Genomic DNA, 22,981 nt, shown 5'->3' on the forward strand with positions numbered 1-22,981 from the left:
GGGTAGTGCTCGCGGGCGACTGTCGCTATCTTGGGCCACCACGACCGTTCTGGGGCCGGGTACCAGGCAGGTGGCGATGACTTCTCCGACCACGTTCGAGCAGGCGTGGGAACTGGGCGACCAGGTTCCCGGATGGTTGACAGTTGACCAGGCGACCATGTTGTGGAGAGCCGCCCTGCGGCTCGGTCCCGGCGCGCGGATCGTGGAGATCGGCAGTCACCAGGGCCGATCCACCACCGTGCTGGGGATCGCGGCGCGCTCCGTCGGGGCCGCGGTGGTCGCCGTCGACCCGTTCGTCGAGGGCAGGCTGTTCGGCGGCACGCCCACCCGCACCCGGTTCGAGAAGAACCTCGCCCGTGCGGGCCTGACCGACGTCGTGCGGCTCGAAGCCGAGTACAGCACCAAGTTGCGCCGGGAGTGGGACGAGCGCATCGACCTGCTGTACATCGACGGCAAGCACGACTACTGGACCTACACCGACGACATGCTGTGGTCGGAGAACCTCGTTCCCAACGGAGAGATCCTGGTCCACGACGCGTTCTCGTCCATCGGGGTCACCGCCGGCATCCTGGTGAAGGTGCTGTGCGGCAACCGATACGTCTACGTGGACCGGGCGGGCTCCCTCGCGCGCTTCCGTTTGACGCAACCGGGCTGGGCCGATCGCAGGCGGGTGCTCGCCGAGATGCCCTGGTTCGTCCGCAACGTGTGGATCAAGGTTCTGCTCCGTCTGCGGCTGCGGCGGGTCGCACGGCTGTTCGGCCACGACGGCCCGTACGACCCGTACTGACGCTCTCCGCTACTGAGGACGGCACGCAGGCGGCTGGCAGAGCATCGTGCTCAGCGCCTGCGCGAAGATGTCGCTGATGCCGGCGGGATCGGCGGTGGTGAAAGCCCGGCCGCCGGTCACGTCGGCGATCCTCGTCAGTTCGTCGACGTCGACGTCCGGGCCCATGCCGATCGCGATGACGGGCAACGGCCTGCGCTTGTCCTGCAGCTTGCCCAGTTCGTCCAGCAACTCCCGCTGACTGATCGAGTCGGCGTCCTCGTTGCGGCCGTCGGTCATGATCGCGACGATGTTGATGCGGCCGAGCTCCCAGTTCTTCCGCGCCTCCTTGTAGGCGGCCAGCGTGGTGTCGTAGAGGCCCGTGGCCCCGTTCGCGGTCGCCCTGGTCGCCCGGACCGCGGCGACGGCCTGGCCGCTCGCGAGGTGCTCCTTGACGGACGCGAAGGGGATGATCTCCTTGTAGTCCTTGTCGCCGTCCAGCCTGGTGGAGAACTTCCACAGGCCGATCTGCGTGCCGGGCTTGAACATGCCGAGGCCGCGTTCGGCCGCGCCGACGGCCAGCGCCATCCGCGTGGTCCCCGTCCTGGGCACGGGCTGGTTCATCGAGCCCGACACGTCCAGGACGCCCAGCACCCGCGCGGTCAGCGTGAGCCCGCTCCAGAGGCGCAACGTCTCGTCCACGAAACCCTGGTCCAGGCCGGCGGCCTTGTCGTCGGGTGCGCGCAGGCCGAACCTGTCGAGGTCGGTGACGGACCGCAGGCGCGCCAGGAACTTCTCCGCCCCTGCCCGCTGCGCCTCGTTCGCATCGGGCAGCACGACGTACGGGAAGTCCAGCGGCGGCAACGGGTTCTCCGAGGCGACCGCCGTCAGCCGGGTCGCGCCGGGCGTGGAGTTGTGCCGCTCGAGAGCCTGCTCGGACGTGGGGAACACGTCCAGCGGCCGGGTGAACAGATCCTCGGCCCGCTCGGAGTAGTCACCGGACACGGGCCTGATGGCGGCGACCGTCGCCGCTGCGGGATCCTTCTCCGCCGACGCGAACCCGCGCAGCGCCAGCAACGCCGACAGGCTGGCCGGATCCCTGGCCGGATCGGCGATGCCCGCGACCGCGGTGGCACCGGGCCCGATCAGTTCCCGCCAGCTCCTGCCCTTCACGGATTCCTTGGCGGCGAGCACGACCGGCGACAGCGCCACGGAGATGCCCGCCTCGGGCACCCGCCACGCACCGGAGTCCCGCGCCTGCCGCAACCACATCGTCGACTCGGGCACCCAGACCGAGGGCGACGCCTGTCCGGCGACGAGCCGGGTCATCGTCTCGCGTGCGGGCTCGGCCTTGACCTCGACGCGGTAGCAGTCGTCGTCAGCCGCGCCCAGCTCGTCCGCGACCTCGCTCAGGGCCGGAGCGACCGCGGGGGCAGCGGTGACGAGAACCGTCGCCGGATCCGTGCAGCGGGTCGCGTTGAGCCGGTCGAGGACGGCGTCACCACCGATCCAGGCGACGACGGACAACACGAGCAGCACCGAGAGCCCGACGACGGGCGCTGTCACCCGCCGTGGTCTCACCATGGCGGACACCTTAGACAACCGGTCCACGCACCACCAGAACTCGCCGGTTCCGATTCCGGTCTGGTCTGTGTTCCTGGCCCAGGAGGCGGAGAATCGGAGACGCAGGCCCCTCGATCGAGCGGAGATGGCGGCCGATGGCAGACGACTGGGTGTTCGGCTTCGGGTCCCGTTCGTTCGAGGACCTGGTCGGAAAGCTGTTCGGCGGGCTGGTGGAGCCCCAGTCCGCGACGCGGCGCACCGACCGCTTCGGGCGTGACCTCACCGCCGCGGCACGGGACGGCCTGCTCGATCCGGTGATCGGCCGGGAGGACGTGATCGACGAGTTGCTCGAGGTGTTGTCGCGGCGCACCAAGAACAACCCCGTCCTGATCGGCGATCCCGGCGTGGGCAAGACCGCCGTCGTCGAAGGCATCGCGGCACGGATCGCGAGCGGCGAGGTGCCCGCCACGCTGAGCGGCAGGCGGCTGATCTCGCTGGACATGGCCGGCATGGTCGCCGGGGCGAAGTACCGGGGCGAGTTCGAGGAACGGCTCGAAGGGGTCATCGCCGAGGTGGCCGCGACGGACCGGATGGTGGTCCTGTTCATCGACGAGCTGCACGTCGTGGTGGGCGCGGGCAGTGCGGAAGGCGCGCCGATGGACGCGGCGACCATGCTCAAACCCGTGCTCACGACCGGACGGGTGCAGGTCATCGGGGCCACGACGGCCGAGGACTACCGGCGGTACATCGCGAAGGACGCCGCGCTGGAGCGGCGGTTCCAGCCGATCCAGGTCGCCGAACCGTCGGTCGACGAGGCGATCGCCATCCTCCGCGGCCTGCGCAGCCGGTACGAGATGCACCACGGCGTGCGGATCACGGACGAGGCGATCGTGTCCGCCGTGGAGCTGTCGGCCCGCCACGTCACCGATCGGTTCCTGCCGGACAAGGCCGTGGACCTGGTGGACCGCGCGGGTGCGCGCGTGCGGTTGCGGGAGAAGTCCGCGATGCCACCGGATCCGGTGCGGCTGGAACAGCGGGTGCGGCGGCTGGAACGGGAGAAGGACGCCGCGCAGGGCGAGGACGCGGTGTTCCTCGCCGGCGAGCTCGACCGGGCGGTCGCCGAACTGGAGGCCGCTCGCGCCGCACTGGCCGACGCGCCCCAGGTCGCGGCGAACGACGTCGCCGAGGTCGTGTCCCGCAGCACGGGCATCCCGGTCGCCCAGCTCACCGAGGCGGAACGGCACCGGTTGCTCCACCTGGAGGACCACCTGCACCAGCGGATCGTCGGGCAGGACGAGGCGGTGGAAGCGGTCGCCGACGCGGTCCGCCAGGGCCGCGCGGGCCTCAAGCACCCGCACCGGCCCGTCGGCTCCTTCCTGTTCCTCGGCCCGACCGGCGTGGGCAAGACCGAGGTCGCACGAGCGCTGGCCGAAGCGCTGTTCGGCTCGGAGGACCGGCTGATCCGGTTCGACATGAGCGAGTTCTCGCAGCAGCACGCGGTCGCGCGGCTGATCGGTGTGCCACCGGGGTACGCGGGCTACGAGGAAGCCGGTCAGCTCACCGGTGCGGTCCGGCGCGCCCCGTACTCGGTCCTGCTGCTGGACGAGATCGAGAAGGCGCACAGCGACGTCTTCAACACCCTGCTGCAGGTGCTCGACGCCGGCAGGCTCACCGACGCCGGAGGACGTACCGCCGACTTCGCCAACACCGTGATCATCATGACCAGCAACATCGGCGCCGACCAGCTCCTCGCCGCGGCCACCTCGGGTGTTCCGGTCGAGCAGCTGAGGGAACCGCTGATGGCGGCGGTGCGCCGCAGTTTCCGCCCGGAGTTCCTCAACCGCCTCGACGAGATCATCCTGTTCCGCGGCCTGAACGCCGGCCAGTTGCGGCAGATCACCTCGCTGCTGCTCGGCCGCACCCGCCAACGGCTGCGCGAGCAGAACATCACGCTGGAGGTGGACGAGCAGGCCGTCGACTGGCTCGCCGCCCGCGGTTACGTGCCCGAGTACGGCGCACGACCGTTGCGCCGGACCATCGGCAGGGAGCTCGACCGGCGCCTGTCCCGTGCTCTGCTCGCGGGCGAGCTGCGCGGCGGACAGCACGTCGTCGTGACGGTCACCGACGCGGAACTGACCCTGACCGTCACCGACACCCCGGACTGACCCGGTCTCAGGGGTTCCAGTCCACGAGGACCTCGGTGCGGTCGAAGCGTCGTGCGATCAGGTCGTCGCGCCGGATCACCCAGAAGATGGCGGCGCCCCCGCCTGACCTGTACACGTTGAACTCCAACAGCAGCACCGAATCGCCGTCGGCCGCCGCACACCCGTTGCAGTCCGTGCCGTACCCGCCCAATACCAGGGCCGCTTCACCCCACTGGTCCGCCCACACCTCGGCCAGTGCTTCGGAGTGCGGGTGCCCTGGCACCGGTACGAGGTAGGCGGGTGGAGGCGCGTCGACCGTGCCGACGAAGGGCAGGGACACATCGGGCGTGAGGTGGACATCGCCTTGCAGGAACTCGCCGCAGATCTCCGCGAAGTCCTCGCTGCACGCCGGATAGGACGATGGATCCAGCTCCCGTTCCTCGACGGCCGCGCCTTCCGGCACGTACAGCACCTCGCCCATGCCGTGCTCTTCCGGATACCCGAAGAACATCAGCCTGCCGTCGCGCGGCAGCGGAAGATCCGTCGCTTCCCGCGGAAGGGCGGCGCAGTCGATGGTGGCGACCAGGGGGTACCCCTGCGTTTCGACGTCGGCGGGAAGCATGATCGGGCCACCGAACCGGCCCACGACCGGCCCCTCTCCGTCCGGCGTCAGCAGCGCGGACGGGCGGACGAGCTCCATCCACCGCTCCACGTCGGGTGCCGGGATCTTCCTTTCGAGCGCCTCGGTTCGGAAGTCGTCGAGGATCTCCACGTTCCTGGTGTTCACGGCGGCACCGTAGCGCCGGGTCCCGGCAGTTCTGGTCGTCCCCTGTTCGGACCCGTGGCCGCCGGGTTTCCATTCGTCCAAGACCGGGCGCCCGGCGGCTGCCAGGATGCCGCGCATGGCGACGTGGGACGGCGCCTTGTCGCAGGCCGCCGGCGACCATCGCGGTCGCCGATCTGGTCGAGCTGGCCCGCGGCACCCTCGAAGGCTTCGACCGCACCCATCACGCCGCCGCGAACCCGCAGGTGCGGCTGTCGGGCGACCAGGCCGAGTGCCGTGTGCACGTGGTCGCCTACCACCACGTTCCCGCAGCTCCGGGCGTCGTCGACTTCTGCACGATGCGGGGCGGTTGGCAGCTGACGCTGCGCAAGCTCGACGGCCGCTGGCTCATCACCCACTGGGCCGTTCGGCGGACCTGCCCGTGGGAGGGGTCTCCGGACGTCTACGAGATCCGCACGGAACACGCCCGCGCCGGCTTCGGCGCGGAGCTGGCCCGGTACATGGACGACACCGTCGTCCCGCTGCAGCAGGAGAGGGGATGGCGGTGGTCGGATCCTTCACCGCGATCGACGACGAGGACACCTTCGTCTGGATCCGGCGCTTCGAGGACGACGCGGACCGCGCACGCGTCCTGGAGTCCGTGCACAGCCATCCCCGGTGCGCGGCCGTGGCCGACACCGTGCCCGCACTGGTGGGCCGGACCGAGACCACGGTCCGGCTGGAGCCGACCTCTCGATCCGGGCTCCGCTGAGGTCACGTGGCACCGAATGCCACAATGGACGAATGGCTCTGGGATACGCACTCGCTGTTTTGGCGACCCTGGCGTCAGGCAGTGGCTCGATCCTGGCGTCCACGGGTGTCCGCCGAGCGGGTGCGTACGGCGGCACGTCCCTGGATCTCATCGCACTCCGGCGGCAGTGGCTCTACTTCCTCGGTCTCGGCGTCGACCTGCTGGGATTCGCGTTCGCGGCCGCGGCGCTGCATCGGCTGCCGCTGTTCCTCGTCCAGTCGATGCTCGCGTTCAGCGTCGGCGTGACCGCCACGATCTCCGTCTTCCTGGGCTCCCGCCTCGGCACACCGGGCTGGGCGGCGCTGGGTGTCGGCGCGACCGGGCTGATCCTGCTGGGCGTGTCCGCCGAACCGGGTCCGGCACACTCCCTGCCACCGCAGTGGCGCTGGATCCTCGTGTTCGTGGCGGTACCGGTGGCGGCGATCGCCCTCTACGCCAGGAACCACAACCAGGTCTGGGCGACGGTGGCGCTGGCCTTCGGCGCCGGTGTCTCGTACAGCATCGTCGGCATCTCGGCGCGAACGCTCGACTTCCCGGACGCGGTGTGGCAGCTCGTCCTGGAACCGGCGGCCTGGGCCATCGCCCTCAACGGTCTCGCCGCGGCGGTGGTGTTCGCGATGGCGCTGCAGAAGGGCGGCCCGACCTCGGTCACCGCGATCATGTTCACCACGAACACGGCACTGTCGTCGGCCGTCGGCCTGATCTACCTCGACGACCGCGTCCGCGCCGGTTACACGACCGCGGCGGCCGCCGGATTCCTCCTGGCGATCACCGGAGCGATCGCCGTCGCCCACTACGCGGCCGACACCAGCCAGAAGGACCACTCGAAGGCACCGGCCGGAATGCGGTCGTGAGCCGCCCGCGTGCGGCCCGGCCTGGGACTCAGGCCGTCTCGGCGGTGTTCTGCGGCGTGTCGGCCGGCTCGCGGAACAGGCCGGTGTAGGAACGCTGGTCCTCGTCGGGCGACGAATGAGCTGCCGTGTCCTGGTGGTTCGTGTCCGGGTGGCTGAAAAGGCCGTTTTCTGGCTGCATGATCTCCGAGTTTCTCCGCGTCCTGTGCGTGCTCACGGCGAGTGTGCTGGAGCTGTCGCACGGCGCTAGGGGTCCGGGAAAACTGATGAATCCAGTCCCGGCTCCCCCTAGGGTACAACCTCGTGCGCCGGCGTGCGTCGCGGCTCGCTCCAGTCCCATGTGGACTTTCGGTCGTTCGCGGGGCGCCGGGGATCAGACCCAGGGGGTGGTGGCCTGGAGCACCGCCTCGGTCAACGCCTCCGTGCGCAACCGCGTCACCTCCTGGTAGCCGGGATCGGCCACCATGCGGCTGAAGGCGGTCCGGTCCGGATAGCGCACGACGACCACCGCGTCCCAGCTCTGCCCGTCCTCCGCCACCAGCGCGGTGGAGCCGGTTCCGGCGTAGAGGATCTCGCCGCCGTAGCGGGGCAGGAACGTCTCGCGCAGGTGACGCGCGTACTCCTGGTAGGACTCGGCACCGCCCTCGGCGAACCGCAGCAGGTTCAGCATCACCACCGGGCCGCCAGGGTCCTCGGCGAGCAGTCGTTTCAGGTCGGCACCACGGGGATCGACGGCCATGGGGCACAGCATGCCTCCCGGCTCCGCCGCCCGCATCGGTCGAACCGCCCGTCCGTGAACTCGTCAGGGACGTACAGCGGATAGCAGGGTGAAGACCCTTCGCCCGAAAGGCCACCATGACAGCAACCGACGCGGAGCTCATCGAGGCGTCGCTGCGCGTGCCGGAGAAGTTCGCCCTGATATTCGACCGGCACGCGCCGCACATCCAGCGCTACCTCGCCCGCCGTCTCGGCGGGCAGGTCGCCGACGACCTGCTGGCGGAAGCGTTCCTCGTGGCGTTCTCCAAGCGGGAGCGCTACGACACCTCCCGGCAGGACGCCCGGCCGTGGCTGTACGGCATCGCCACCAACCTGGTCGGCCAGCACCGCCGGGAGGAGGTGCGCCGCCACCGGATGCCCTCCCCCGGATCTTCCGTGGGCGATCACGCCGACCGGGTGGCAGCGGACGTCACCGCGCAGGCCATGCGGTCGATGCTCACCGGAGCGCTGGCGGCGTTGTCCGCCGAGGACCGGGACGTGCTGCTGCTGGTGGCGTGGGAGCAGCTGAGCTACCTCGAGATCGCCGAGGCGCTCGCGATTCCGGTCGGCACGGTGCGGTCCCGGCTGAACCGCGCCCGCCGCAAGGTCCGGGAGGCGTTGGGAACCGACAACCACACCGAGGTAGAGGAGCTGCTCAACAATGGATGACCTCCAGCTCGTCCGGGAACTGGACGAGACCCCGCTCAAGTCCGCCGACCAGCTGGCGGCCGCACGCGCGCGGCTCGTAGCGGGCATGAGGCCGCCCCGGCGCGGCCGCGCCGGGATCATCGCCGTCGCCGCGCTCACCGCGGCGGCGACGGTCACGGCCGTGGCGTTGGTGCTGCCGTCCACCTCGACGGACCCGGTCCGCCACGACGCCGCGCCCACCGAGTCCGAGGCCGCGGTGGACACCGCCGTGCAGCTGCTGAACCACGCTGCCGCGGCCGCCCGTTCGAAGCCCGACCAGGTGCCCCGGCCCGACCAGTTCTACTACGTCCGCGACGGCGGCTGGGAGGCCTGGTTCTCCGTCGACGGCACCCGTGACGGCCGGATCATCACCGCCGCGGACGCCGCACCGTCGACCACGCCCGGCTGCGTCGACGGCGTCAGGAAGGTGCTCGACAAGTACGACAAGCCCACGGGCGCGACGGAGAAGTGCACGCCGGTCCGCGCCTACCGCGACGACCTGCCCACCTCGGCGGACGAGATGCTGAGGTGGTTGAAGGGTGACGACAAGGATCGGCCGGTCAACTCGTACGGCAAGGACGTGCTGGGCACGTTCCGCTTCGCGTACCTGCCGGGACCGCAGCGGGCCGCGTTGTTCGAGGCGGCGACGCAGGTGCCGGGGCTGACGGTGGTGAAGAAGGTGTCCGCCGGTCGTCCCGGGATCGGGATCAGCTGGCCGGTGCCGGAGGGCTCGGCGCCGTGGGCCGAACCGGTGGTGATGGTGTTCGACGAGAAGACCTACGAGTACCTCGGCACGAAGAACGAGCCGCAGGACGCGTCCGGGTTCGTCGACCGGGTGGGTGACCGCGTCTAGTCCCGCCTTGCCGTTTTACGACAACCTGTCGTAATCTTCACGACAGGTTGTCGTAAAACCGGAAAGAGGGCTCATGACCACGCTCGACGATCGCGCCGAACTCATCGAACTGATCAGCCGGTACGCCGACATCGCGGACCTGAAGGAGTTCACGACCCTGCCCGACCGGGTCTTCACCGACGCGCTCACGCTGGACTTCGGGTCAGTGACGGGCATGCCGGAGATGACGATCCCGCTGACCGACTACGTCGAGGTGCTCCGCGCCGGTTTCGCGCCCTTCAAGGCGACCCACCACGCCATCACCGGTCACGTCGTCGAGATCGACGGCGACACCGCGAAGATCCACGCCCACGTCCGTGCGGAACACTGGCTCCCGGACGCCGATCGATGGCTGGTCGTCGGCTTCTACGACAACGAAGCGGTCCGCACGCCGGACGGCTGGCGCCTCACCCGTGTCAGGCTGACCGCGATCCACCAGGAGAACCAGCCCGAGCTCGTCACCGCCGCGAACTGAGGAGAACCGCACGATGCCGCGGATCCGCGCCGCCACCATCGAGGAACACCACGAGATGGTGTGGGCCGACCTCACCGAGGCGGTGCGGCGGCTGCTGCTCGAACGCGACTACGACTCGATCACCATGGGCCACATCGCGACCGAGGCCGGTCTCGCGCGCAACACCCTCTACAACTACGCCGCCGACAAGAAGACGCTGGTACTGGAGCTCGCCCGCCGGGCGAGCCGTCCGCTGGCCGAGCAGGTGGCCGCGATCGCCGCGCGGTCGCGGGAGCCGGCGGCGCAGAGGCTGCGGGAGATCATCGAGGTGATCCTGTCGGGGTCGACGAACCACGCGATGCGGCTGATGTTCCTCCCGAGCGCCGGCCCGATGGTCGCCGACCTGCCGGACGGACAGGCCAACCCGTTCACCGTGCTCGTCGTCGAGGTCGAGAAGGTCGTGAGGGAGGGCGTCACCGCCGGCGAGTTCCACGGTGTCGACGACGTGCAGCTCACCGTGGAGCTGCTGTCCGGTGCCATGCGCGCGGGATGCGACCGCATCAGCCGCGATCCGGCCTCCCTCGCCGCCACCGTCCGCGCGGCGCAGCGGATCACCCTCGCGTCGATCGGCATCGACACCGGCATCGACGCCGCCGCAGGCATCACCACGCACGACAAGAACTAGGCACGGGCAGTCGTTCGTCGAACGCCTCACCGCCTTCATTGGTCGAAACTTTGACGACCGTCACCAAAGTGAATAGCTTCGCACTCCGGGAGGACCAAGAAACCCCCTGACCGGAGGTCGGTTGTGAACACGCGCAGAACACCCCTCGTGGCCATCTTCATCGCCGTGCTCGCCCTCGCCGGGGTCGTGCCGGCGACACCGGCGTCCGCCGCGTCGCTGGTGGAGGTGACCGGCTTCGGCGCCAACCCCGGCGGAATGCGCATGCATGTCTACGTGCCGGACACCCGCCCGGCCAAGCCTGCGGTCGTCGTCGCCATGCACGGTTGCGGCGGCTCCGGACCCGGCTTCCACTCGAGCAGCGAGTTCAGCTCCCTCGCCGACCGGCACGGGTTCGTCGTCATCTACCCGAGCGCGCAACAGGAAGCCGGGTTCGGCAAGTGCTTCGACACGTGGTCCGACGCGGCCAAGCGGCGCGGCGGCGGAAGCGACCCGGTGTCGATCGTGTCGATGGTGACCTACGTCCAGCAGCGCTACGGCGGCGACCCGGACCGGGTCTTCGCCACCGGGTCGTCCTCCGGCGGCATGATGACCAACGAGATGCTCGCCCTCTACCCGGACGTCTTCAAGGCGGGCGCGGCGTTCATGGGCGTGCCGTTCCACTGCTTCGCCAACGCCGCCGACTATCCGCCCGGCAGCAGCCGGTGCACCGGGGGCGGTGGCCTGAACCGCACGCCGCAGGAGTGGGGCAACCTCGTCCGGCAGGCCTATCCCGGCTACACCGGCCCGCGTCCGCGAATGCAGCTGTGGCACGGCACCGCGGACACCCTCGTGCCGTACTCGTTGCTGCAGGAGGAGATCGAGCAGTGGACGAACGTGTTCGGGCTGAGCCAGACCCCGACGTCCACCGACACTCCACGCCCCGGCTGGAACCGCAGCCGTTACTCGGACAAGGTCGAGGCGTACAGCATCCAGGGCGCCGGCCACAGCCTGCCGTCCTCGGGCATGGCCGCCGCGGCCCTGGAGTTCTTCGGCATCACCGGCGGTGGTGCCCCCGACCCGCCCACTCAGGGCACGTGCAGCGTCAAGGCCACCGTCAACGCCTGGAACACCGGCCTGACCGCCGGCCTCTCCATCACGAACACCGGTACCGCGGCGATCAACGGCTGGTCCCTGGCCTTCACCTTGGCCGGCGGGCAGACCATCACCTCCGGCTGGAACGCCACCTACTCGCCGTCCTCCGGGCAGGTCACCGCGCGCAACGCCGTCCACAACGCCACGATCCCGCCCGGCAGGTCCGTCGACATCGGCTTCCAGGCGGTCCACAGCGGGAACACGGCCTCCCCGTCCTCGTTCGTCCTGAACGGGACGGCCTGCGCCACCGGGACACATGCTTGAAAGTTCCCGGCAACGCCGGTACGCCCTGGTTCGGCGCCTGGAAACCGCCGATCCTCTGCTCGAGCAGTTCGGCCAGCCGCAGCGGGGTGCGGTCCTCGAACATCGGACCGATGAGCTGCACCCCGACCGGCAGGCCCTCCGGGGACAGGCCGCGGGGACGGCGGTGGCGGGCAGGCCGGGCATGGTGGCCAGCCCGGCCCAGACGAGCTGGTCGAAGTACGGGTGGTCGACACCGTCGACGTCGATGCGCCGCTCCAGCGGGTTCGGGCTGTGGTCGTGCGGGAACGCGGGCGTCGGCGTGATCGGGCAGACCACGGCGTCGAACTCGGTGAACAGCTGCCGCCAGCCGTGGCGGTGGACCTCGCGGCGGTTGTTCGCCTCGATCCACTCGTGGTGGCTGCACTCCACGGCGCGCAACCGCACGGCGTCAAGACTCTGATCGTCCGCGCTGGTTCGCAGCAGCTCGTGCGATCCCATGGGAAAACGCGCGACGGTGCCCGAAACCAGCAACCGCATGTAGAGCGTCGCGGCTTCGGTCAGATCGGGCAGCAGCGGACTGTGCCGGTCGACGTGGGCGCCGCCCTCGACGAGCGCGGCGGCCACGCGGTGCACACCCGCCCGCACGGCGGACCCGGTCGGGATGAGCGGATGCTCGTCGAGGACCAGGACCCGGAAGTCGCGGAGCCGCTCGTGGCGGGCGGGCCGCAGAGCCAGGACGTGCGCCTTGCCGAGCGTCAGCGGGTCCGCTCCGGCCATGACGTCGAGCAGCAGCGCGAGGTCACGGGCGGTGCGCGCCATAGGTCCGACCACGGCGAGGTCCAGGTCGACCGGCAACGCCGACTCGGACGGCGGGACCATGCCGCGGCTGGCCGCCAGCCCGAGCGTCGGCTTGTGCGCGTAGACGCCGCAGAAGTGCGCGGGGGTGCGCAGCGAGCCGCCGATGTCGGAGCCGATGGACAGCGCGCCGAACCCGGACGCCAGGGCCGCGGCCGATCCGCCGGAGGATCCGCCCGGCGTGCGACCGTGGTCCCAGGGGTTGGTGGTGGTGCCGTAGACCTCGTTGAAGCTCTGGATGTCCTGCAGTCCCAACGGCACATTGGTCTTGCCCAGCACCACCGCGCCCGCGGCCTTGATCCGTGACACCCGCACCGCGTCCTCGGCCGGCACGAAGTCCCGGTGTTGCGGCATGCCCCAGGTCGTGGGCAGCCCGGCGACGTTGTACGACTCCTTGACCGTCACCGGTACGCCGAGCAACGGCCGGTCCTCACCACGCGCGCGTGCCTGGTCGGCACGGTGTGCGGCGGCCCGCGCGCGCGGTCGAAGTCCGGCACGCAGATCGCGTTGGTCACCTCGTCGTCGCGCTCGATGCGGGCGATCGCCTCGTCGGTCAGTTCCACTGACGTCACCGCGCCGGTGCGCATCGCGGACACGAGTTCTTCGGCCGCGTGAAAGCTCCACCCCATGAATCCGAAGCTGGTGAAGTGCTGCCGGGGGCACGAAATCCCGGTTTGCGAAAGAGGGCAACACGGCGGACGTCTCACTGCCCATCTGACGGAGTGAGCACTCACTCCGCAGTATGGGTGCATGACACCAGCACCCGAGACCCGGCGGAGAGCGCCGAGCATGAGCGCCGAGGACCGGCGCGCCATGATCGTGCACGCGGTGCTGCCGCTCCTGATGGAGCACGGCGCGAACGTGACGAGCAGCCAGATCGCCCGCGCCGCGGGCATCGGTGAGGGCACCATCTTCCGCGCGTTCAAGGACAAGGACGAGCTGTTCGACGCCTGCACGGCCGAGGCGCTGAAGCCCGACCACGTGCTCGACGCGATCGCCGAGATCCCCGTCGACCAGCCGTTGGAAGACCGGCTCGTCGAAGCCGCCGAAGCGCTCGGCGCGCACCTCGAACGGATGGGCGCGCTGATGGGCGCCCTGCACGCGTCCGGCCGGGTCAAGCACCGCGAACAGCGCACCGAGGACAAGGGCCGCACCTGGAAGGGCGGTCGCCGCGAGTCGATGGCCGCCATCCGGGGGGCGATGGTCGAGCTGTTCACGCCGGAGAAGGATCGGCTGAGGCTGCCGCCCGAACAGCTCGCAGCCCTCTTCCTGACCCTGTTGTTCGGCGGCCGCCGGCTGGCGCCGGACGTCGGCGCGCCCACCACGCGCCAGATGGTCGACTTCTTCCTCCACGGCGCCGTGGAGGCTGGATGATGCCGGGCGGCGGGGGCGGCATGGAGTTCGTGCTGGCCCGGCGCGGCCGTCGGCGGCGCGCCACGACGGTGCCGGACAGCGGGCTCACCGGACCGGTGGACATCCCCGAACCGAAGCAGGAAGACGGACCGAAGGACCTGCGCTCCCGGCTGAAGCGCGCGAAGACGTCCGTGGCGGGCACGGTCCGCGGCCTGCCGAAGGTCGCGAAGCTGACGTGGCAGGCCAGCCCGGTCCTGACCGTCCTCCTGGTGCTGATCACGGTCCTGTCGGGACTGCTGCCGACCGTGACCGCGTACATCGCGAAGCTGCTGCTGGACTCCGTCGTCGCGGCGATCCAGCACACCGGCACCACGGGTGACATCGCGAAGGTCGCCCTGTTCCAGTTCGGCGTGCTCGCCGCGTCCGCGATCAGCAGCGCGCTGACGTCGATCGCGCAGTCGCTGTTGCAGGAACGCATGACGCTGACCATCCGCCACCAGGTCATGGCACACGCCAGCGACCTGCACCTCGCGTACTTCGAGGGTTCGACGTCGTACGACATGATGCGTCAGGCCGCGCAGGAGGCGCCGACGCGACCGCTGTCGATGATGAACTCCGCGCTGGGACTCCTGCGGACGCTGATCACGTTCACCAGCATGGTCGCGCTGCTCGTCTCGATCAGCCCGCTGCTGGCCCTGGTCGCGCTGGTGGCGCCGATCCCGGCGTTCATCTCGCAGTCGCGGTACGGCTCGCGCGCGTTCTGGCTGACCTTCATGATGTCGCCGATCAAGCGGCGGATGGACTACCTGTCCTCTTTGGTCACGACGGACACCTACGCCAAGGAGACGAAGCTGTTCGGGCTCGGCCCGTACTTCGTCGACAGGTTCCGCCGGCTCGGCACGGTCTCCTACGAGCGGCAGCGGAAGCTGACGATCAACCGCAACATCAGCTCGACGTCCTGGGGGCTGCTGAGCACGCTCTCGGGTTCGGCGATCACCTTGTACATCGCGCTGGAAGCGGTCGGCGGACGGCTCACGCTGGGAGACCTGGCGCTGTACACGGCCGCCGCAGCGTCCGTGCAGACATCAGTTTCCGGGCTGTTCACGGCGTTCTCGGGGATGTACGAGAACAACCTCTACCTCGACACGCTGTACCGGTTCCTCGACACCAAGCCGGAGATCACCGCACCGGCGTCACCACGGCCGATGCCGTCCACAGTGGAGGGTCACATCGAGTTCGAGTCGGTGACCTTCAGCTACCCGGGAGCCGAGGAGCCCGCGCTGGACGACGTCAGCTTCGAGATCCGGCCCGGTGAGACGGTGGCGGTGGTGGGCCGCAACGGCGCGGGCAAGTCGACGTTGTTCAAGCTGCTCTGCCGGCTCTACGACCCGACCGGCGGCCGCATCCTGCTCGACGGCGTGGACATCCGCGAGTACGACCCCGTCGAGCTGCGCACGCGGATCAGCGCGATGTTCCAGGACTACGTGACGTACCAGGGCACGGCCGCGGAGAACATCGGCCTCGGCGACCTGACACGCCTGGAAGACAGGCCGCACATCGAGGACTCGGCCCGCCGCGCCGGCGCGGACGAGCGGATCGAGCGGCTGCCCCAGGCGTACGACACCCCGCTCGGCCGCTGGTTCGACCAGGGCGTCAGCCTGTCCGGCGGCGAGTGGCAGAAGATCGCGCTGGCCAGGGCGTTCCAGCGGGAGGCGCCGATCCTGGTGCTCGACGAACCGACCTCCGCGCTGGACGCGCGGGCCGAGCACGACCTGTTCTCGCGACTGCGGGAGCTGTCGGAGGGCCGGACGACGCTGTACATCTCGCACCGGTTCTCGACCGTGCGGCAGGCGGAGCGGATCTTGTTGCTGGAGCACGGCAGGGTCGCCGAGTACGGGACGCACGAGGAGCTGATGGCGGCCAAGGCCGGGTATGCCGAGCTGTTCACGCTGCAGGCGCAGGCTTACCTGGACGAGGTGCCCAGCTGAGTGACGGCGGTCCGGCACTGGCTTCAGGCGTCGTCGAAACGGCCGTCGAGCTCCCCCACCGGCAGGACCGCGGTGGAGTTGTGCTCACGGACGATCCGCCACCCGTCCGGCGTCCGGCGCCACACCAGCGAGGTCGTGGTCCGGATGTCCGTGGCGCCGGCGGGTGTCACGATCCGGGCCACGAACCTCAGGGTGGACGTGGCCAGGTCGCCACCCGCGACGACGTGCGGTCCGTCGTCGATGGCGTGGTGCGCGGACACCATCTCGCGGAAGGCGGGCTCCCAGATCGAGCCGTAGCCGGCGGCGGTCGTAGCCACCCGGTGTTCGGGGTCGAAGTCGTCGTAGAGGCGGACGTCCGGTGAGCTGAAGTCGTAGAACTCGCCGAAGACGCGCTGGAAGCCGAACGGCGCGTCCCCTTCGCGACGGTCCCAGCCGAACACCCACCGGCGGTGCAGGTCCGCGATCAACTGTTCGTCGTTCATGATCTCGACGCTAGGACCGCACGAGGATTTCAGGCAGGGTGCGTCACACCCACCCGACGGCCCGGAGTCGTCACACGACCGTGTTGTCCACGAAGCACCAGCGCCAGGTCTCCCCCGGCTCGAACGAGCGCATGATCGGGTGCCCCTCGCCGGCGAAGTGCTTCGAGGCGTGCTTGGCGGGCGACGAGTCGCAGCAGGCGACCTTGCCGCAGCCGAGGCACAGGCGCAGGTGCACCCACCTGCCGCCGTCGGCCAGGCAGTCCTGACACCCCTCCGGCGTGGTGGGAACGGGCTCGGGCCCCAGCTCGGCGACGTGGGCGCAGGTAGTGGTCACGGCCCGACGGTACCTCGATCGCGGCCGTCGACGAGTTCGGGTGTTTGACTGGGCGCATGACGACTGCCGGTCGCGTCGCGCGGCCTTCGATCCTCACGGTGGACGACGACCCTGCCGTGTCGCGGGCGGTGGCGCGCGACCTGCGCCGGAAGTACGGCGAGCAGTACCGCGTCGTGCGGGCGGAGTCAGGGGCCCAGGCGCTCGAGGCCCTGCACGAGATCAAACTGCGCGGCGAGGAGGTCGCGGCCCTGCTCGCCGACCACCGGATGCCGCAGATGAACGGCATCGAGTTCCTCGAGCAGGCCATGGACGTGTTCCCCCAGGCGCGCCGGGTGCTGCTCACGGCGTACGCCGACACCGACGCCGCGATCCAGGCGATCAACGTCGTGGACCTCGACCACTACCTGCTCAAGCCGTGGGACCCGCCGGAGCAGAACCTCTACCCGGTGCTCGACGAGCAGCTGCGAGCCTGGGCCGTGAGCGACCGGCAGCCGGCGCGGCGGGTGCGGGTGGTCGGGCACCGCTGGTCGCCGCGTTCCTACGAGGTGCGGGACTTCCTGGCACGCAACAACGTTCCCTTCCGCTGGCACGCGCTCGACGAGCCGGAGGCGCGCTGCCTGCTCACCGCGGCGCACCAGGACGGGACGACTCTGCCGGTCGTGGTCACGGCGCAGGGCAAGGCCCTGGTCGACCCGTCCGACGCGGAGCTCGCCGCCGAGGTGGGCCTGAGCACGGAGCCGTCGGCGGAGTTCTACGACCTGATCGTCGTGGGCGGCGGGCCCGCGGGGCTCGGCGCCGCGGTGTACGGAGGGTCGGAGGGACTGCGGACCGTCCTGGTCGAACGGATCGCGACGGGTGGCCAGGCCGGTACGAGCAGCCGCATCGAGAACTACCTGGGCTTCCCCGACGGGGTGTCCGGCGGGCAGCTGACCGAACGGGCCCGCAGGCAGGCGGTCAAGTTCGGGGTGGAGCTGCTCACCACACGCGACGTCGTCGCTCTGGAACGCCGGGGAGCCGCGCGCGTCGTGCGGTTCGGCGACGGCACCGAACTGGCCGCGCACACCGTCATCCTCGCCACCGGCGTCTCGTACCGGTTGCTCGACGCACCCGGACTCGGCGAGCTGACCGGGCGCGGCGTGTACTACGGCGCCTCGACCACCGAAGGCCCGAACTGCGCCGGTCAGGACGTCTACCTGGTCGGTGGCGCGAACTCCGCGGGCCAGGCGGCCGTCTACTTCTCCGGGCACGCGCGCAAGGTGGTGATCCTGGTGAGGGGTGACTCGCTGGAGCAGTCGATGTCGCGGTACCTGATCGACCAGCTCTCGGCGATCCCGAACGTCGAGGTGCGCACGCAGACCGAGGTCCGCGGCGGCACAGGTGAAGACCACCTCGAGACGCTCACGTTGCTGCACAACAAGACCGGTGAGACGACGACCGTTGAGGCGAGCTGGTTGTTCGCGTTCATCGGCGCCGCCCCGCGCACGGACTGGCTGGACGGCACGCTGGAACGGGACGAGCGCGGCTTCCTCCTCGCCGGACCCGACCTCGGCGGCTCGCCCCCTGGATGGGACCTCGAGCGGGCGCCGTACCACCTGGAGACCAACATGCCCGGTGTGTTCGTCGCGGGCGACGTCCGGGCGGAGTCGGTGAAGCGCGTCGCGTCCGCGGTCGGTGAGGGTGCCATGGCGGTCACCCTGGTCCACCGCTACCTGGAGAGGTCGTGATGGAGAGGCTCACCGAGGCTGAACTGCGCGAACTTTTCCTGTTCGAGAAGCTCGGCCAGGAACAGCTGGACTGGCTGGCCGCACACGGCCACGTCGAGACCCGCGAGGCGGGCACGGCCGTGCTCACCGAAGGCGAGCCGGCGACGTGCTTCTTCGTGCTGCTCGGAGGAACGGTCGCCCTGTGCCGCAACATCGGCGGCCAGCGCGTCGAGGTGAGCCGCAGCAGCCTGCGCGGCTCGTACTTCGGTGCCACCCAGGCCTACCTGGAGCTCGACCAGCCGACCTACCAGATGACCGTCGAGTCGATCACCGCCACGTCGATGCTGCAGTTCGACGCCGACGAGTTCGGGCCGATGATCCGCGCGTGGTTCCCGATGGCGATGCATCTGCTGGAGGGCCTGTTCTGGGGCATGCGGAACACCCAGGCGACGGTGGGCCAGCACGAGCGGCTCACCGCGCTCGGCGCGCTGTCCGCGGGCCTCACCCACGAGCTGAACAACCCGGCCGCGGCCGCCGTGCGGGCGACCGCGGCGCTGCGCGAACGGGTCGCGGGAATGCGGCACAAACTCGCCCTTCTCGCGCAGGGTGCGATCGACCCGGCCGTGCTGCCGGCCCTGGTCAAGCTCCAGGAGAAGGCGGTCGAACGAGTCGCGAAGGCACCGAAGCTCAGCCCGCTGGAGGCCAGCGACGCCGAGGACCAGGTCGCCGACTGGCTCGACGACCAGGGCATCGGCGGCGGCTGGGACGTCGCGCCCGTCCTGGTCGCGGCCGGACTGGACGTCGAGTGGCTGGAGGGATCACTCGCCTCGTGCCCTGGGGCTGTCACCGGATCCACCGTGCACTGGCTCAGGTACACGGTCGAGACCGAGATGCTGATGAACGAGATCGAGGACGCCACCACCAGGGTGTCCACTTTGGTCGGTGCCGCCAAGCAGTACTCGCAGATGGACCGCGCGCCGTTCCAGGTGGTCGACGTGCACGAGTTGCTCGACTCCACCCTGGTCATGTTCGGCGGGAAGCTCACGGGCGTGCAGGTGGTCAAGGACTACGACCGGGCGCTCCCCCGCATCTCCGCGTACGCCGGCGAGCTCAACCAGGTGTGGACGAACATGATCGACAACGCGCTGAGCGCGATGGGCGGTCCGGGAACGTTGACCGTGCGGACCTTCGGTCAGGACGAGCACCTCGTCGTGGAGATCGGCGACACCGGCCCCGGCATCCCGGCGGAGGTCAAGGACCGGATCTTCGAACCGTTCTTCACGACCAAGCCGGTCGGCGAGGGCACCGGACTCGGCCTGGAGATCTCGTGGCGGATCGTGGTCAACAAGCACCACGGCACCATCCGGGTCGAGTCCGCACCGGGTGACACGAGGTTCCAGGTCTTCCTGCCGCTGGAGGCGACAGGGCTGTGACGGTCGAACGCCACCGAAGGTCCACACCCACCAGGAGAGGCATGCCGATGGTTCCCGAAGACCTCGCCGTATGGCGCAGCCGGCAGGAAACGGGTGCGTCGAACCCCTGGTCGGACGGCCTGCGCCTGCTCGCCGACGACGAGTTGCCGGCGGCGCTGGACACCGGTTACCTGACCGCCGCGGACCTGGCGAACCCCGACATCGTCGCCAACGTCAGGGCGATCGAGGAGACGGCAGCGCTGATCACCTGGGTCGCCGAGGACGAGGACGAGGGCCGGGCGTTCGGTTACTGGCGCGGTCCGGACGACCTCCCGCTCGCCTCGGCACCGGTCGTGGGTCTCGACAACGAGGGCCAGTTCCAGCTCCTGCGGGGCACCACCCTCAGCGAGGCCCTGAGCGACGAGTACGGGCAGTGGGCCGACGAAGGTTATGCCGGCCTGGTCGCGCTGTGCCGGGCCCAGGGCGTGACGATCAGCACCGACGATCCCGACGAACTCCCGGAGCCGGCGGTGTCGCCTGCCCCGGCCGAGCACCACGTCGCCCGCTACCGCGAGTTGCTCGCGAGCAGTGGCACCGGATGAGCGACGAGATCGTGGACGCCACGCCCGAGCAGGTCCTGGCCGTGGTCGAGCAGATGGCGGGCCTGCGGCGTCTGCCTCTGCGCCGCCTACCTCTCGCACCAGTTCTACGATCCCGCGAAGGAAGAGCACCACCGGCACGTCCGGGTCGTGGACACGGTCGCGAACGACGAGCAGTGGGTGCCCGACCGCGGCAAGCGGTTCCAGGTCGAGCAGGGCGAGTGCCACTACACCTGGTGGAACTGGGCCGAGATCTCTGCCGCCGGGGCGTGAGGTGACGTCAGCGACCGGTCACGCCCAGTTCCCGAGTTCGGCGTCGATGCGGGGGTCCGTGCGGACCCACACCTCGCCGGACGCCGCTCCCGGCGGGGTGTCGACGAGTTCGAGTCCGAGCGTCTCGACCAGGCTCAGCAGGTCGTCCCTGGCTTCCCCGGCCTCCTCGATCGTGCGGCTGTCGAAGAGGACGTGGTGGACGTCCCAGCGGTCGTTGTACCCGGAGTCCGCCCAGATCTCGCAGAAGCGATCCACCGCCTCGCGGTCCAGGGGCGCCGTCTCGGACCGCGCTCGTTCCGGTGCGGCGGCGAAGCCCTTGGCGATGTCGTCGGCGCTCCACCACGTCACGGTCTCCGCGACCGCGCCGGGCGTGAAGTCCCGTGCCGCCAGGAAGTCCCCCAGCAGCCGGCCGACGCCGGTGTCCTCGATGCCCGACCGCGTTTCCCGCAAGCACGTCACCAGTCCCTCCGCCATCGCGCAGGGACCCGAGAAGGTGAAGACCCCGGTGGCGGCCACCTGGGTGCCACCGTCAGGATGCGGGACGTTGAGCGTGGTCGTCGTGTCCGGCGCGTTCCTCACCAGAGCGAGGAGATCTGCCGGCACGCCGTCGTACAACGCCGCCTGCGCATCGGCGTCGTCGGCGCGGTTCAGCGTGCTGGAGCCGTCGAAGGTCACCACCAGGCCGCGACCGGCGGCGGTGAACCAGGCGTTGACGGTGTCTCCGTTGCCGTTGCCGTAGCCGTGGTGCGTGACTCCGTCGACCGTCACCGGCTCGTGCCCGTCGACGCGGCTCAGGACCTCCAACCGGCGGCGCAGCTCGCGCGGGTGGGTCCGCCGCAGGACGGACTCGTCGAACTCGGATCGGAGCGCTTCCCCGCGCTCGTCAGGGACTTCTTCTCGGGCAGCATCCCGCGAAGCCCGCCGGCTCAGATGTGCCGATCGTGCGCGCAGGAAGCTCTCCGCGTCCGGAAACCAGGGGCCGTGGAGGTCGAGAGCGCTGAAGCCTCCGCTGACGAAGTGGGACGCCTGCGTGCGGTAGTCACCGCGGCTGGTGACGACGCGGTACTCGGTCCGCGGGTTCTCCGCCCCCTTGACCCGGCAGATGGCCGCGATCTCGAACAGGAACAACAGCGCTTCCTCGTTCTCCTCGTCCTCCATGCAGAACGACGAGTTGCCGGCGTCGCGGTGCCGGGCGACGAAGTCGAGGAACGCGTCGACGGCGGGCTGCGGATCACTCGGGCGCCACTGCTGCTCGGTGTCCTCGTCATCGCTGAAGGTCAGCACTCTCATCGTCATCCCCGGGGTGTAGCGCTCGTTCTCGCCGCTGGACGCCGACCGGCCACGTCATGAGATCACACCGCGATCCGCCGCACCGGGCCGCCCGGCACGCGGTGAAGAACGCGCAGCCGCTTTTGGTTCCCCCACAAGGGTTCGCGCGACTAGGCTCGAGTCGATCAGCGCGGATCCGAGGGAGCTACCGACGTGGTCGAGACGCACGACATCGTTCGCCCGCCCGCAGAACTGAGTGCGGCCCTCGCGGCCATCGGCAGCGCGACGGCCAGCGGCGAGCTCAGCCGCATGGGCATCCGCAGCGCGTTCATCCGCGGCCCGGTCTCGGTGACCCCCGGCGTGCGGGTGGCCGGGCCGGCGCTGACGCTGCAGTTCCTGCCGAAGCGGGAGGACCTCTACCCCGTCGACGAGTACGAGGAGCCGGAGAAGCAGCTGCACCGGCACGTCATGTACCACGCCCAGCCCGGCGACATGATCGTCGTCGACGCGCGTGGTGACATGAGCAGCGGTGTGTTCGGCGAGATGATGCTGACCTACTTCAAGGGCCGTGGCGGCCTCGGCGTCGTGGTCGACGGGTGCCTGCGCGACACCGGCGAGGCCAAGCAGCTCGGCCTCGGGCTGTGGATCCGGGGCGCCACACCGAACTTCCACGCCCAGACCGGCATCGTCCCGGCCGCCGTGAACGTGCCGGTGGCGTGCGGAGGCACGCTCGTCGAGCCGGGAGACATCGTCGTCGCCGACGACGACGGGGCGGTCGTGGTGCCGGTCAAGCTCGCACCCGCTGTGGTGGCTGCCGCTCAGGAGCACGCCGACTGGGAGGAGTTCTCCCGGATCCGGCTGGCCGAGGGCGGCGACCTGCGGCTGTACTACCCGCTGTCGGACGAGGCCCGGCCCGAGTACGAGCGGTGGCGCGCCGAGCAGGGCCGGGCCTGACGGGCCCTGGTGGTGT

Annotated in this window: 23 protein-coding genes and 2 pseudogenes; 17 read left to right on the top strand and 8 right to left on the bottom strand. The window is 70.2% G+C overall.

What is annotated here, in order from left to right:
• The first annotated feature begins 76 nt into the window (after positions 1 to 76).
• Positions 77 to 787: a class I SAM-dependent methyltransferase gene (locus SK571_RS14900; RefSeq protein WP_319984650.1), complete on the top strand. Its 711-nt coding sequence runs from the start codon at positions 77 to 79 to the stop codon at positions 785 to 787.
• 9 nt (positions 788 to 796) lie between these two features.
• Here the strand turns inward: SK571_RS14900 and SK571_RS14905 are convergent, their stop codons facing one another.
• On the bottom strand, positions 797 to 2,347 hold the full coding sequence (locus SK571_RS14905; protein ID WP_319984651.1) for a substrate-binding domain-containing protein: 1,551 nt from the start codon (positions 2,345 to 2,347) through the stop codon (positions 797 to 799).
• Positions 2,348 to 2,481: 134 nt separating this feature from the next.
• Between SK571_RS14905 and SK571_RS14910 the strand changes: the two genes are divergently transcribed.
• A complete protein-coding gene (locus SK571_RS14910; protein ID WP_319984652.1) occupies positions 2,482 to 4,491 on the top strand; it encodes an ATP-dependent Clp protease ATP-binding subunit in 2,010 nt (669 codons plus the stop codon).
• Between the two features lie 7 nt (positions 4,492 to 4,498).
• Here SK571_RS14910 and SK571_RS14915 read toward each other — a convergent pair whose 3' ends face one another.
• A complete protein-coding gene (locus tag SK571_RS14915) occupies positions 4,499 to 5,257 on the bottom strand; it encodes a YwqG family protein (RefSeq protein ID WP_319984653.1) in 759 nt (252 codons plus the stop codon).
• Here SK571_RS14915 and SK571_RS14920 point away from each other — a divergent pair.
• The 3 genes and pseudogenes from SK571_RS14920 to SK571_RS14930 form a co-directional block, all read left to right on the top strand.
• A pseudogene (locus SK571_RS14920) lies at positions 5,188 to 5,643 on the top strand (nuclear transport factor 2 family protein); the annotation flags it as partial. The gene SK571_RS14915 and the pseudogene SK571_RS14920 sit on opposite strands and share 70 nt — an antisense overlap.
• Before the next feature lie 149 nt (positions 5,644 to 5,792).
• Positions 5,793 to 6,005, top strand: coding sequence for a hypothetical protein (locus SK571_RS14925; protein WP_319984654.1), 213 nt, complete (start codon positions 5,793 to 5,795; stop codon positions 6,003 to 6,005).
• 32 nt (positions 6,006 to 6,037) lie between these two features.
• Positions 6,038 to 6,898 carry a hypothetical protein gene (locus SK571_RS14930; protein ID WP_319984655.1) on the top strand — a complete coding sequence of 287 codons (861 nt, stop codon included), beginning with the start codon at positions 6,038 to 6,040 and terminating at the stop codon, positions 6,896 to 6,898.
• A gap of 28 nt (positions 6,899 to 6,926) precedes the next feature.
• Here SK571_RS14930 and SK571_RS14935 read toward each other — a convergent pair whose 3' ends face one another.
• Positions 6,927 to 7,076 (bottom strand): hypothetical protein, encoded by a 150-nt coding sequence (locus SK571_RS14935; RefSeq protein ID WP_319984656.1) that lies wholly within the window; start codon positions 7,074 to 7,076, stop codon positions 6,927 to 6,929.
• A 192-nt stretch (positions 7,077 to 7,268) separates the two neighbouring features.
• Positions 7,269 to 7,634 carry a DUF1330 domain-containing protein gene (locus SK571_RS14940; RefSeq protein WP_319984657.1) on the bottom strand — a complete coding sequence of 122 codons (366 nt, stop codon included), beginning with the start codon at positions 7,632 to 7,634 and terminating at the stop codon, positions 7,269 to 7,271.
• A 116-nt stretch (positions 7,635 to 7,750) separates the two neighbouring features.
• Here SK571_RS14940 and SK571_RS14945 point away from each other — a divergent pair, with 116 nt between their 5' ends.
• From SK571_RS14945 to SK571_RS14965, 5 genes are all read left to right on the top strand, one after another.
• Complete coding sequence (locus tag SK571_RS14945; RefSeq protein ID WP_319984658.1) at positions 7,751 to 8,320, top strand: RNA polymerase sigma factor; 570 nt, start codon at positions 7,751 to 7,753, stop codon at positions 8,318 to 8,320.
• Positions 8,313 to 9,191, top strand: a complete 879-nt coding sequence (locus tag SK571_RS14950; RefSeq protein ID WP_319984659.1) for a CU044_5270 family protein — start codon at positions 8,313 to 8,315, stop codon at positions 9,189 to 9,191. The genes SK571_RS14945 and SK571_RS14950 overlap by 8 nt, the downstream gene beginning before the upstream one ends.
• Before the next feature lie 73 nt (positions 9,192 to 9,264).
• The gene (locus SK571_RS14955) at positions 9,265 to 9,705 is read left to right on the top strand and encodes a nuclear transport factor 2 family protein (protein WP_319984660.1); all 441 of its coding nucleotides are present in this window, start codon (positions 9,265 to 9,267) and stop codon (positions 9,703 to 9,705) included.
• A gap of 13 nt (positions 9,706 to 9,718) precedes the next feature.
• The gene (locus SK571_RS14960) at positions 9,719 to 10,369 is read left to right on the top strand and encodes a TetR/AcrR family transcriptional regulator (RefSeq protein WP_319984661.1); all 651 of its coding nucleotides are present in this window, start codon (positions 9,719 to 9,721) and stop codon (positions 10,367 to 10,369) included.
• A 147-nt stretch (positions 10,370 to 10,516) separates the two neighbouring features.
• Positions 10,517 to 11,764 carry an extracellular catalytic domain type 1 short-chain-length polyhydroxyalkanoate depolymerase gene (locus tag SK571_RS14965; protein WP_319984662.1) on the top strand — a complete coding sequence of 416 codons (1,248 nt, stop codon included), beginning with the start codon at positions 10,517 to 10,519 and terminating at the stop codon, positions 11,762 to 11,764.
• 31 nt (positions 11,765 to 11,795) lie between these two features.
• On the opposite strand, the pseudogene SK571_RS14970 reads toward SK571_RS14965, so the two are convergent.
• A pseudogene (locus SK571_RS14970) lies at positions 11,796 to 13,227 on the bottom strand (amidase); the annotation flags it as partial.
• Between the two features lie 160 nt (positions 13,228 to 13,387).
• Between SK571_RS14970 and SK571_RS14975 the strand changes: the two are divergent.
• Entirely contained in the window at positions 13,388 to 13,972 is a 585-nt protein-coding gene (locus SK571_RS14975) for a TetR/AcrR family transcriptional regulator (protein WP_319984663.1), read from the top strand.
• Positions 13,973 to 13,992: 20 nt separating this feature from the next.
• Positions 13,993 to 15,939, top strand: coding sequence for an ABC transporter ATP-binding protein (locus SK571_RS14980; protein ID WP_319984844.1), 1,947 nt, complete (start codon positions 13,993 to 13,995; stop codon positions 15,937 to 15,939).
• A gap of 23 nt (positions 15,940 to 15,962) precedes the next feature.
• On the opposite strand, the gene SK571_RS14985 is transcribed toward SK571_RS14980, so the two are convergent.
• Together SK571_RS14985 and SK571_RS14990 are read right to left on the bottom strand one after the other, a co-directional pair.
• Complete coding sequence (locus tag SK571_RS14985) at positions 15,963 to 16,421, bottom strand: YybH family protein (RefSeq protein ID WP_319984664.1); 459 nt, start codon at positions 16,419 to 16,421, stop codon at positions 15,963 to 15,965.
• A gap of 70 nt (positions 16,422 to 16,491) precedes the next feature.
• Positions 16,492 to 16,755: a UBP-type zinc finger domain-containing protein gene (locus SK571_RS14990; protein ID WP_319984665.1), complete on the bottom strand. Its 264-nt coding sequence runs from the start codon at positions 16,753 to 16,755 to the stop codon at positions 16,492 to 16,494.
• A 56-nt stretch (positions 16,756 to 16,811) separates the two neighbouring features.
• Between SK571_RS14990 and SK571_RS14995 the strand changes: the two genes are divergently transcribed.
• From SK571_RS14995 to SK571_RS15010, 4 genes are all read left to right on the top strand, one after another.
• On the top strand, positions 16,812 to 18,479 hold the full coding sequence (locus SK571_RS14995; RefSeq protein ID WP_319984666.1) for an FAD-dependent oxidoreductase: 1,668 nt from the start codon (positions 16,812 to 16,814) through the stop codon (positions 18,477 to 18,479).
• Complete coding sequence (locus SK571_RS15000; protein ID WP_319984667.1) at positions 18,479 to 19,891, top strand: ATP-binding protein; 1,413 nt, start codon at positions 18,479 to 18,481, stop codon at positions 19,889 to 19,891. Before SK571_RS14995 ends, SK571_RS15000 begins: the two co-directional genes overlap by 1 nt.
• A gap of 41 nt (positions 19,892 to 19,932) precedes the next feature.
• Positions 19,933 to 20,472 carry a hypothetical protein gene (locus tag SK571_RS15005; protein ID WP_319984668.1) on the top strand — a complete coding sequence of 180 codons (540 nt, stop codon included), beginning with the start codon at positions 19,933 to 19,935 and terminating at the stop codon, positions 20,470 to 20,472.
• A gap of 147 nt (positions 20,473 to 20,619) precedes the next feature.
• Positions 20,620 to 20,742 carry a hypothetical protein gene (locus SK571_RS15010; RefSeq protein ID WP_319984669.1) on the top strand — a complete coding sequence of 41 codons (123 nt, stop codon included), beginning with the start codon at positions 20,620 to 20,622 and terminating at the stop codon, positions 20,740 to 20,742.
• A gap of 18 nt (positions 20,743 to 20,760) precedes the next feature.
• Here the strand turns inward: SK571_RS15010 and SK571_RS15015 are convergent, their stop codons facing one another.
• Positions 20,761 to 22,032, bottom strand: a complete 1,272-nt coding sequence (locus SK571_RS15015; protein WP_319984670.1) for a DUF6357 family protein — start codon at positions 22,030 to 22,032, stop codon at positions 20,761 to 20,763.
• A gap of 192 nt (positions 22,033 to 22,224) precedes the next feature.
• On the opposite strand from SK571_RS15015, the gene SK571_RS15020 reads away from it, so the two are divergent.
• Positions 22,225 to 22,965: a ribonuclease activity regulator RraA gene (locus SK571_RS15020; protein ID WP_319984671.1), complete on the top strand. Its 741-nt coding sequence runs from the start codon at positions 22,225 to 22,227 to the stop codon at positions 22,963 to 22,965.
• Positions 22,966 to 22,981: the final 16 nt, after the last annotated feature.

This window comes from Lentzea kristufekii (assembly GCF_033949925.1).
In the GTDB taxonomy this organism is placed as follows: Bacteria; Actinomycetota; Actinomycetes; order Mycobacteriales; family Pseudonocardiaceae; genus Lentzea; species Lentzea kristufekii.

What these genes read in the sequence shown, in the direction of transcription:
- SK571_RS14900 (WP_319984650.1), top strand. Translation starts at nt 77, where the DNA reads ATGACTTCTCCGACCACGTTCGAGCAGGCGTGGGAACTGGGCGACCAG.
- SK571_RS14905 (WP_319984651.1), bottom strand. Translation starts at nt 2,347, where the DNA reads ATGGTGAGACCACGGCGGGTGACAGCGCCCGTCGTCGGGCTCTCGGTG.
- SK571_RS14910 (WP_319984652.1), top strand. Translation starts at nt 2,482, where the DNA reads ATGGCAGACGACTGGGTGTTCGGCTTCGGGTCCCGTTCGTTCGAGGAC.
- SK571_RS14925 (WP_319984654.1), top strand. Translation starts at nt 5,793, where the DNA reads ATGGCGGTGGTCGGATCCTTCACCGCGATCGACGACGAGGACACCTTC.
- SK571_RS14930 (WP_319984655.1), top strand. Translation starts at nt 6,038, where the DNA reads ATGGCTCTGGGATACGCACTCGCTGTTTTGGCGACCCTGGCGTCAGGC.
- SK571_RS14935 (WP_319984656.1), bottom strand. Translation starts at nt 7,076, where the DNA reads ATGCAGCCAGAAAACGGCCTTTTCAGCCACCCGGACACGAACCACCAG.
- SK571_RS14940 (WP_319984657.1), bottom strand. Translation starts at nt 7,634, where the DNA reads ATGGCCGTCGATCCCCGTGGTGCCGACCTGAAACGACTGCTCGCCGAG.
- SK571_RS14945 (WP_319984658.1), top strand. Translation starts at nt 7,751, where the DNA reads ATGACAGCAACCGACGCGGAGCTCATCGAGGCGTCGCTGCGCGTGCCG.
- SK571_RS14950 (WP_319984659.1), top strand. Translation starts at nt 8,313, where the DNA reads ATGGATGACCTCCAGCTCGTCCGGGAACTGGACGAGACCCCGCTCAAG.
- SK571_RS14955 (WP_319984660.1), top strand. Translation starts at nt 9,265, where the DNA reads ATGACCACGCTCGACGATCGCGCCGAACTCATCGAACTGATCAGCCGG.
- SK571_RS14960 (WP_319984661.1), top strand. Translation starts at nt 9,719, where the DNA reads ATGCCGCGGATCCGCGCCGCCACCATCGAGGAACACCACGAGATGGTG.
- SK571_RS14975 (WP_319984663.1), top strand. Translation starts at nt 13,388, where the DNA reads ATGAGCGCCGAGGACCGGCGCGCCATGATCGTGCACGCGGTGCTGCCG.
- SK571_RS14980 (WP_319984844.1), top strand. Translation starts at nt 13,993, where the DNA reads ATGGAGTTCGTGCTGGCCCGGCGCGGCCGTCGGCGGCGCGCCACGACG.
- SK571_RS14985 (WP_319984664.1), bottom strand. Translation starts at nt 16,421, where the DNA reads ATGAACGACGAACAGTTGATCGCGGACCTGCACCGCCGGTGGGTGTTC.
- SK571_RS14995 (WP_319984666.1), top strand. Translation starts at nt 16,812, where the DNA reads ATGACGACTGCCGGTCGCGTCGCGCGGCCTTCGATCCTCACGGTGGAC.
- SK571_RS15000 (WP_319984667.1), top strand. Translation starts at nt 18,479, where the DNA reads ATGGAGAGGCTCACCGAGGCTGAACTGCGCGAACTTTTCCTGTTCGAG.
- SK571_RS15005 (WP_319984668.1), top strand. Translation starts at nt 19,933, where the DNA reads ATGCCGATGGTTCCCGAAGACCTCGCCGTATGGCGCAGCCGGCAGGAA.
- SK571_RS15015 (WP_319984670.1), bottom strand. Translation starts at nt 22,032, where the DNA reads ATGAGAGTGCTGACCTTCAGCGATGACGAGGACACCGAGCAGCAGTGG.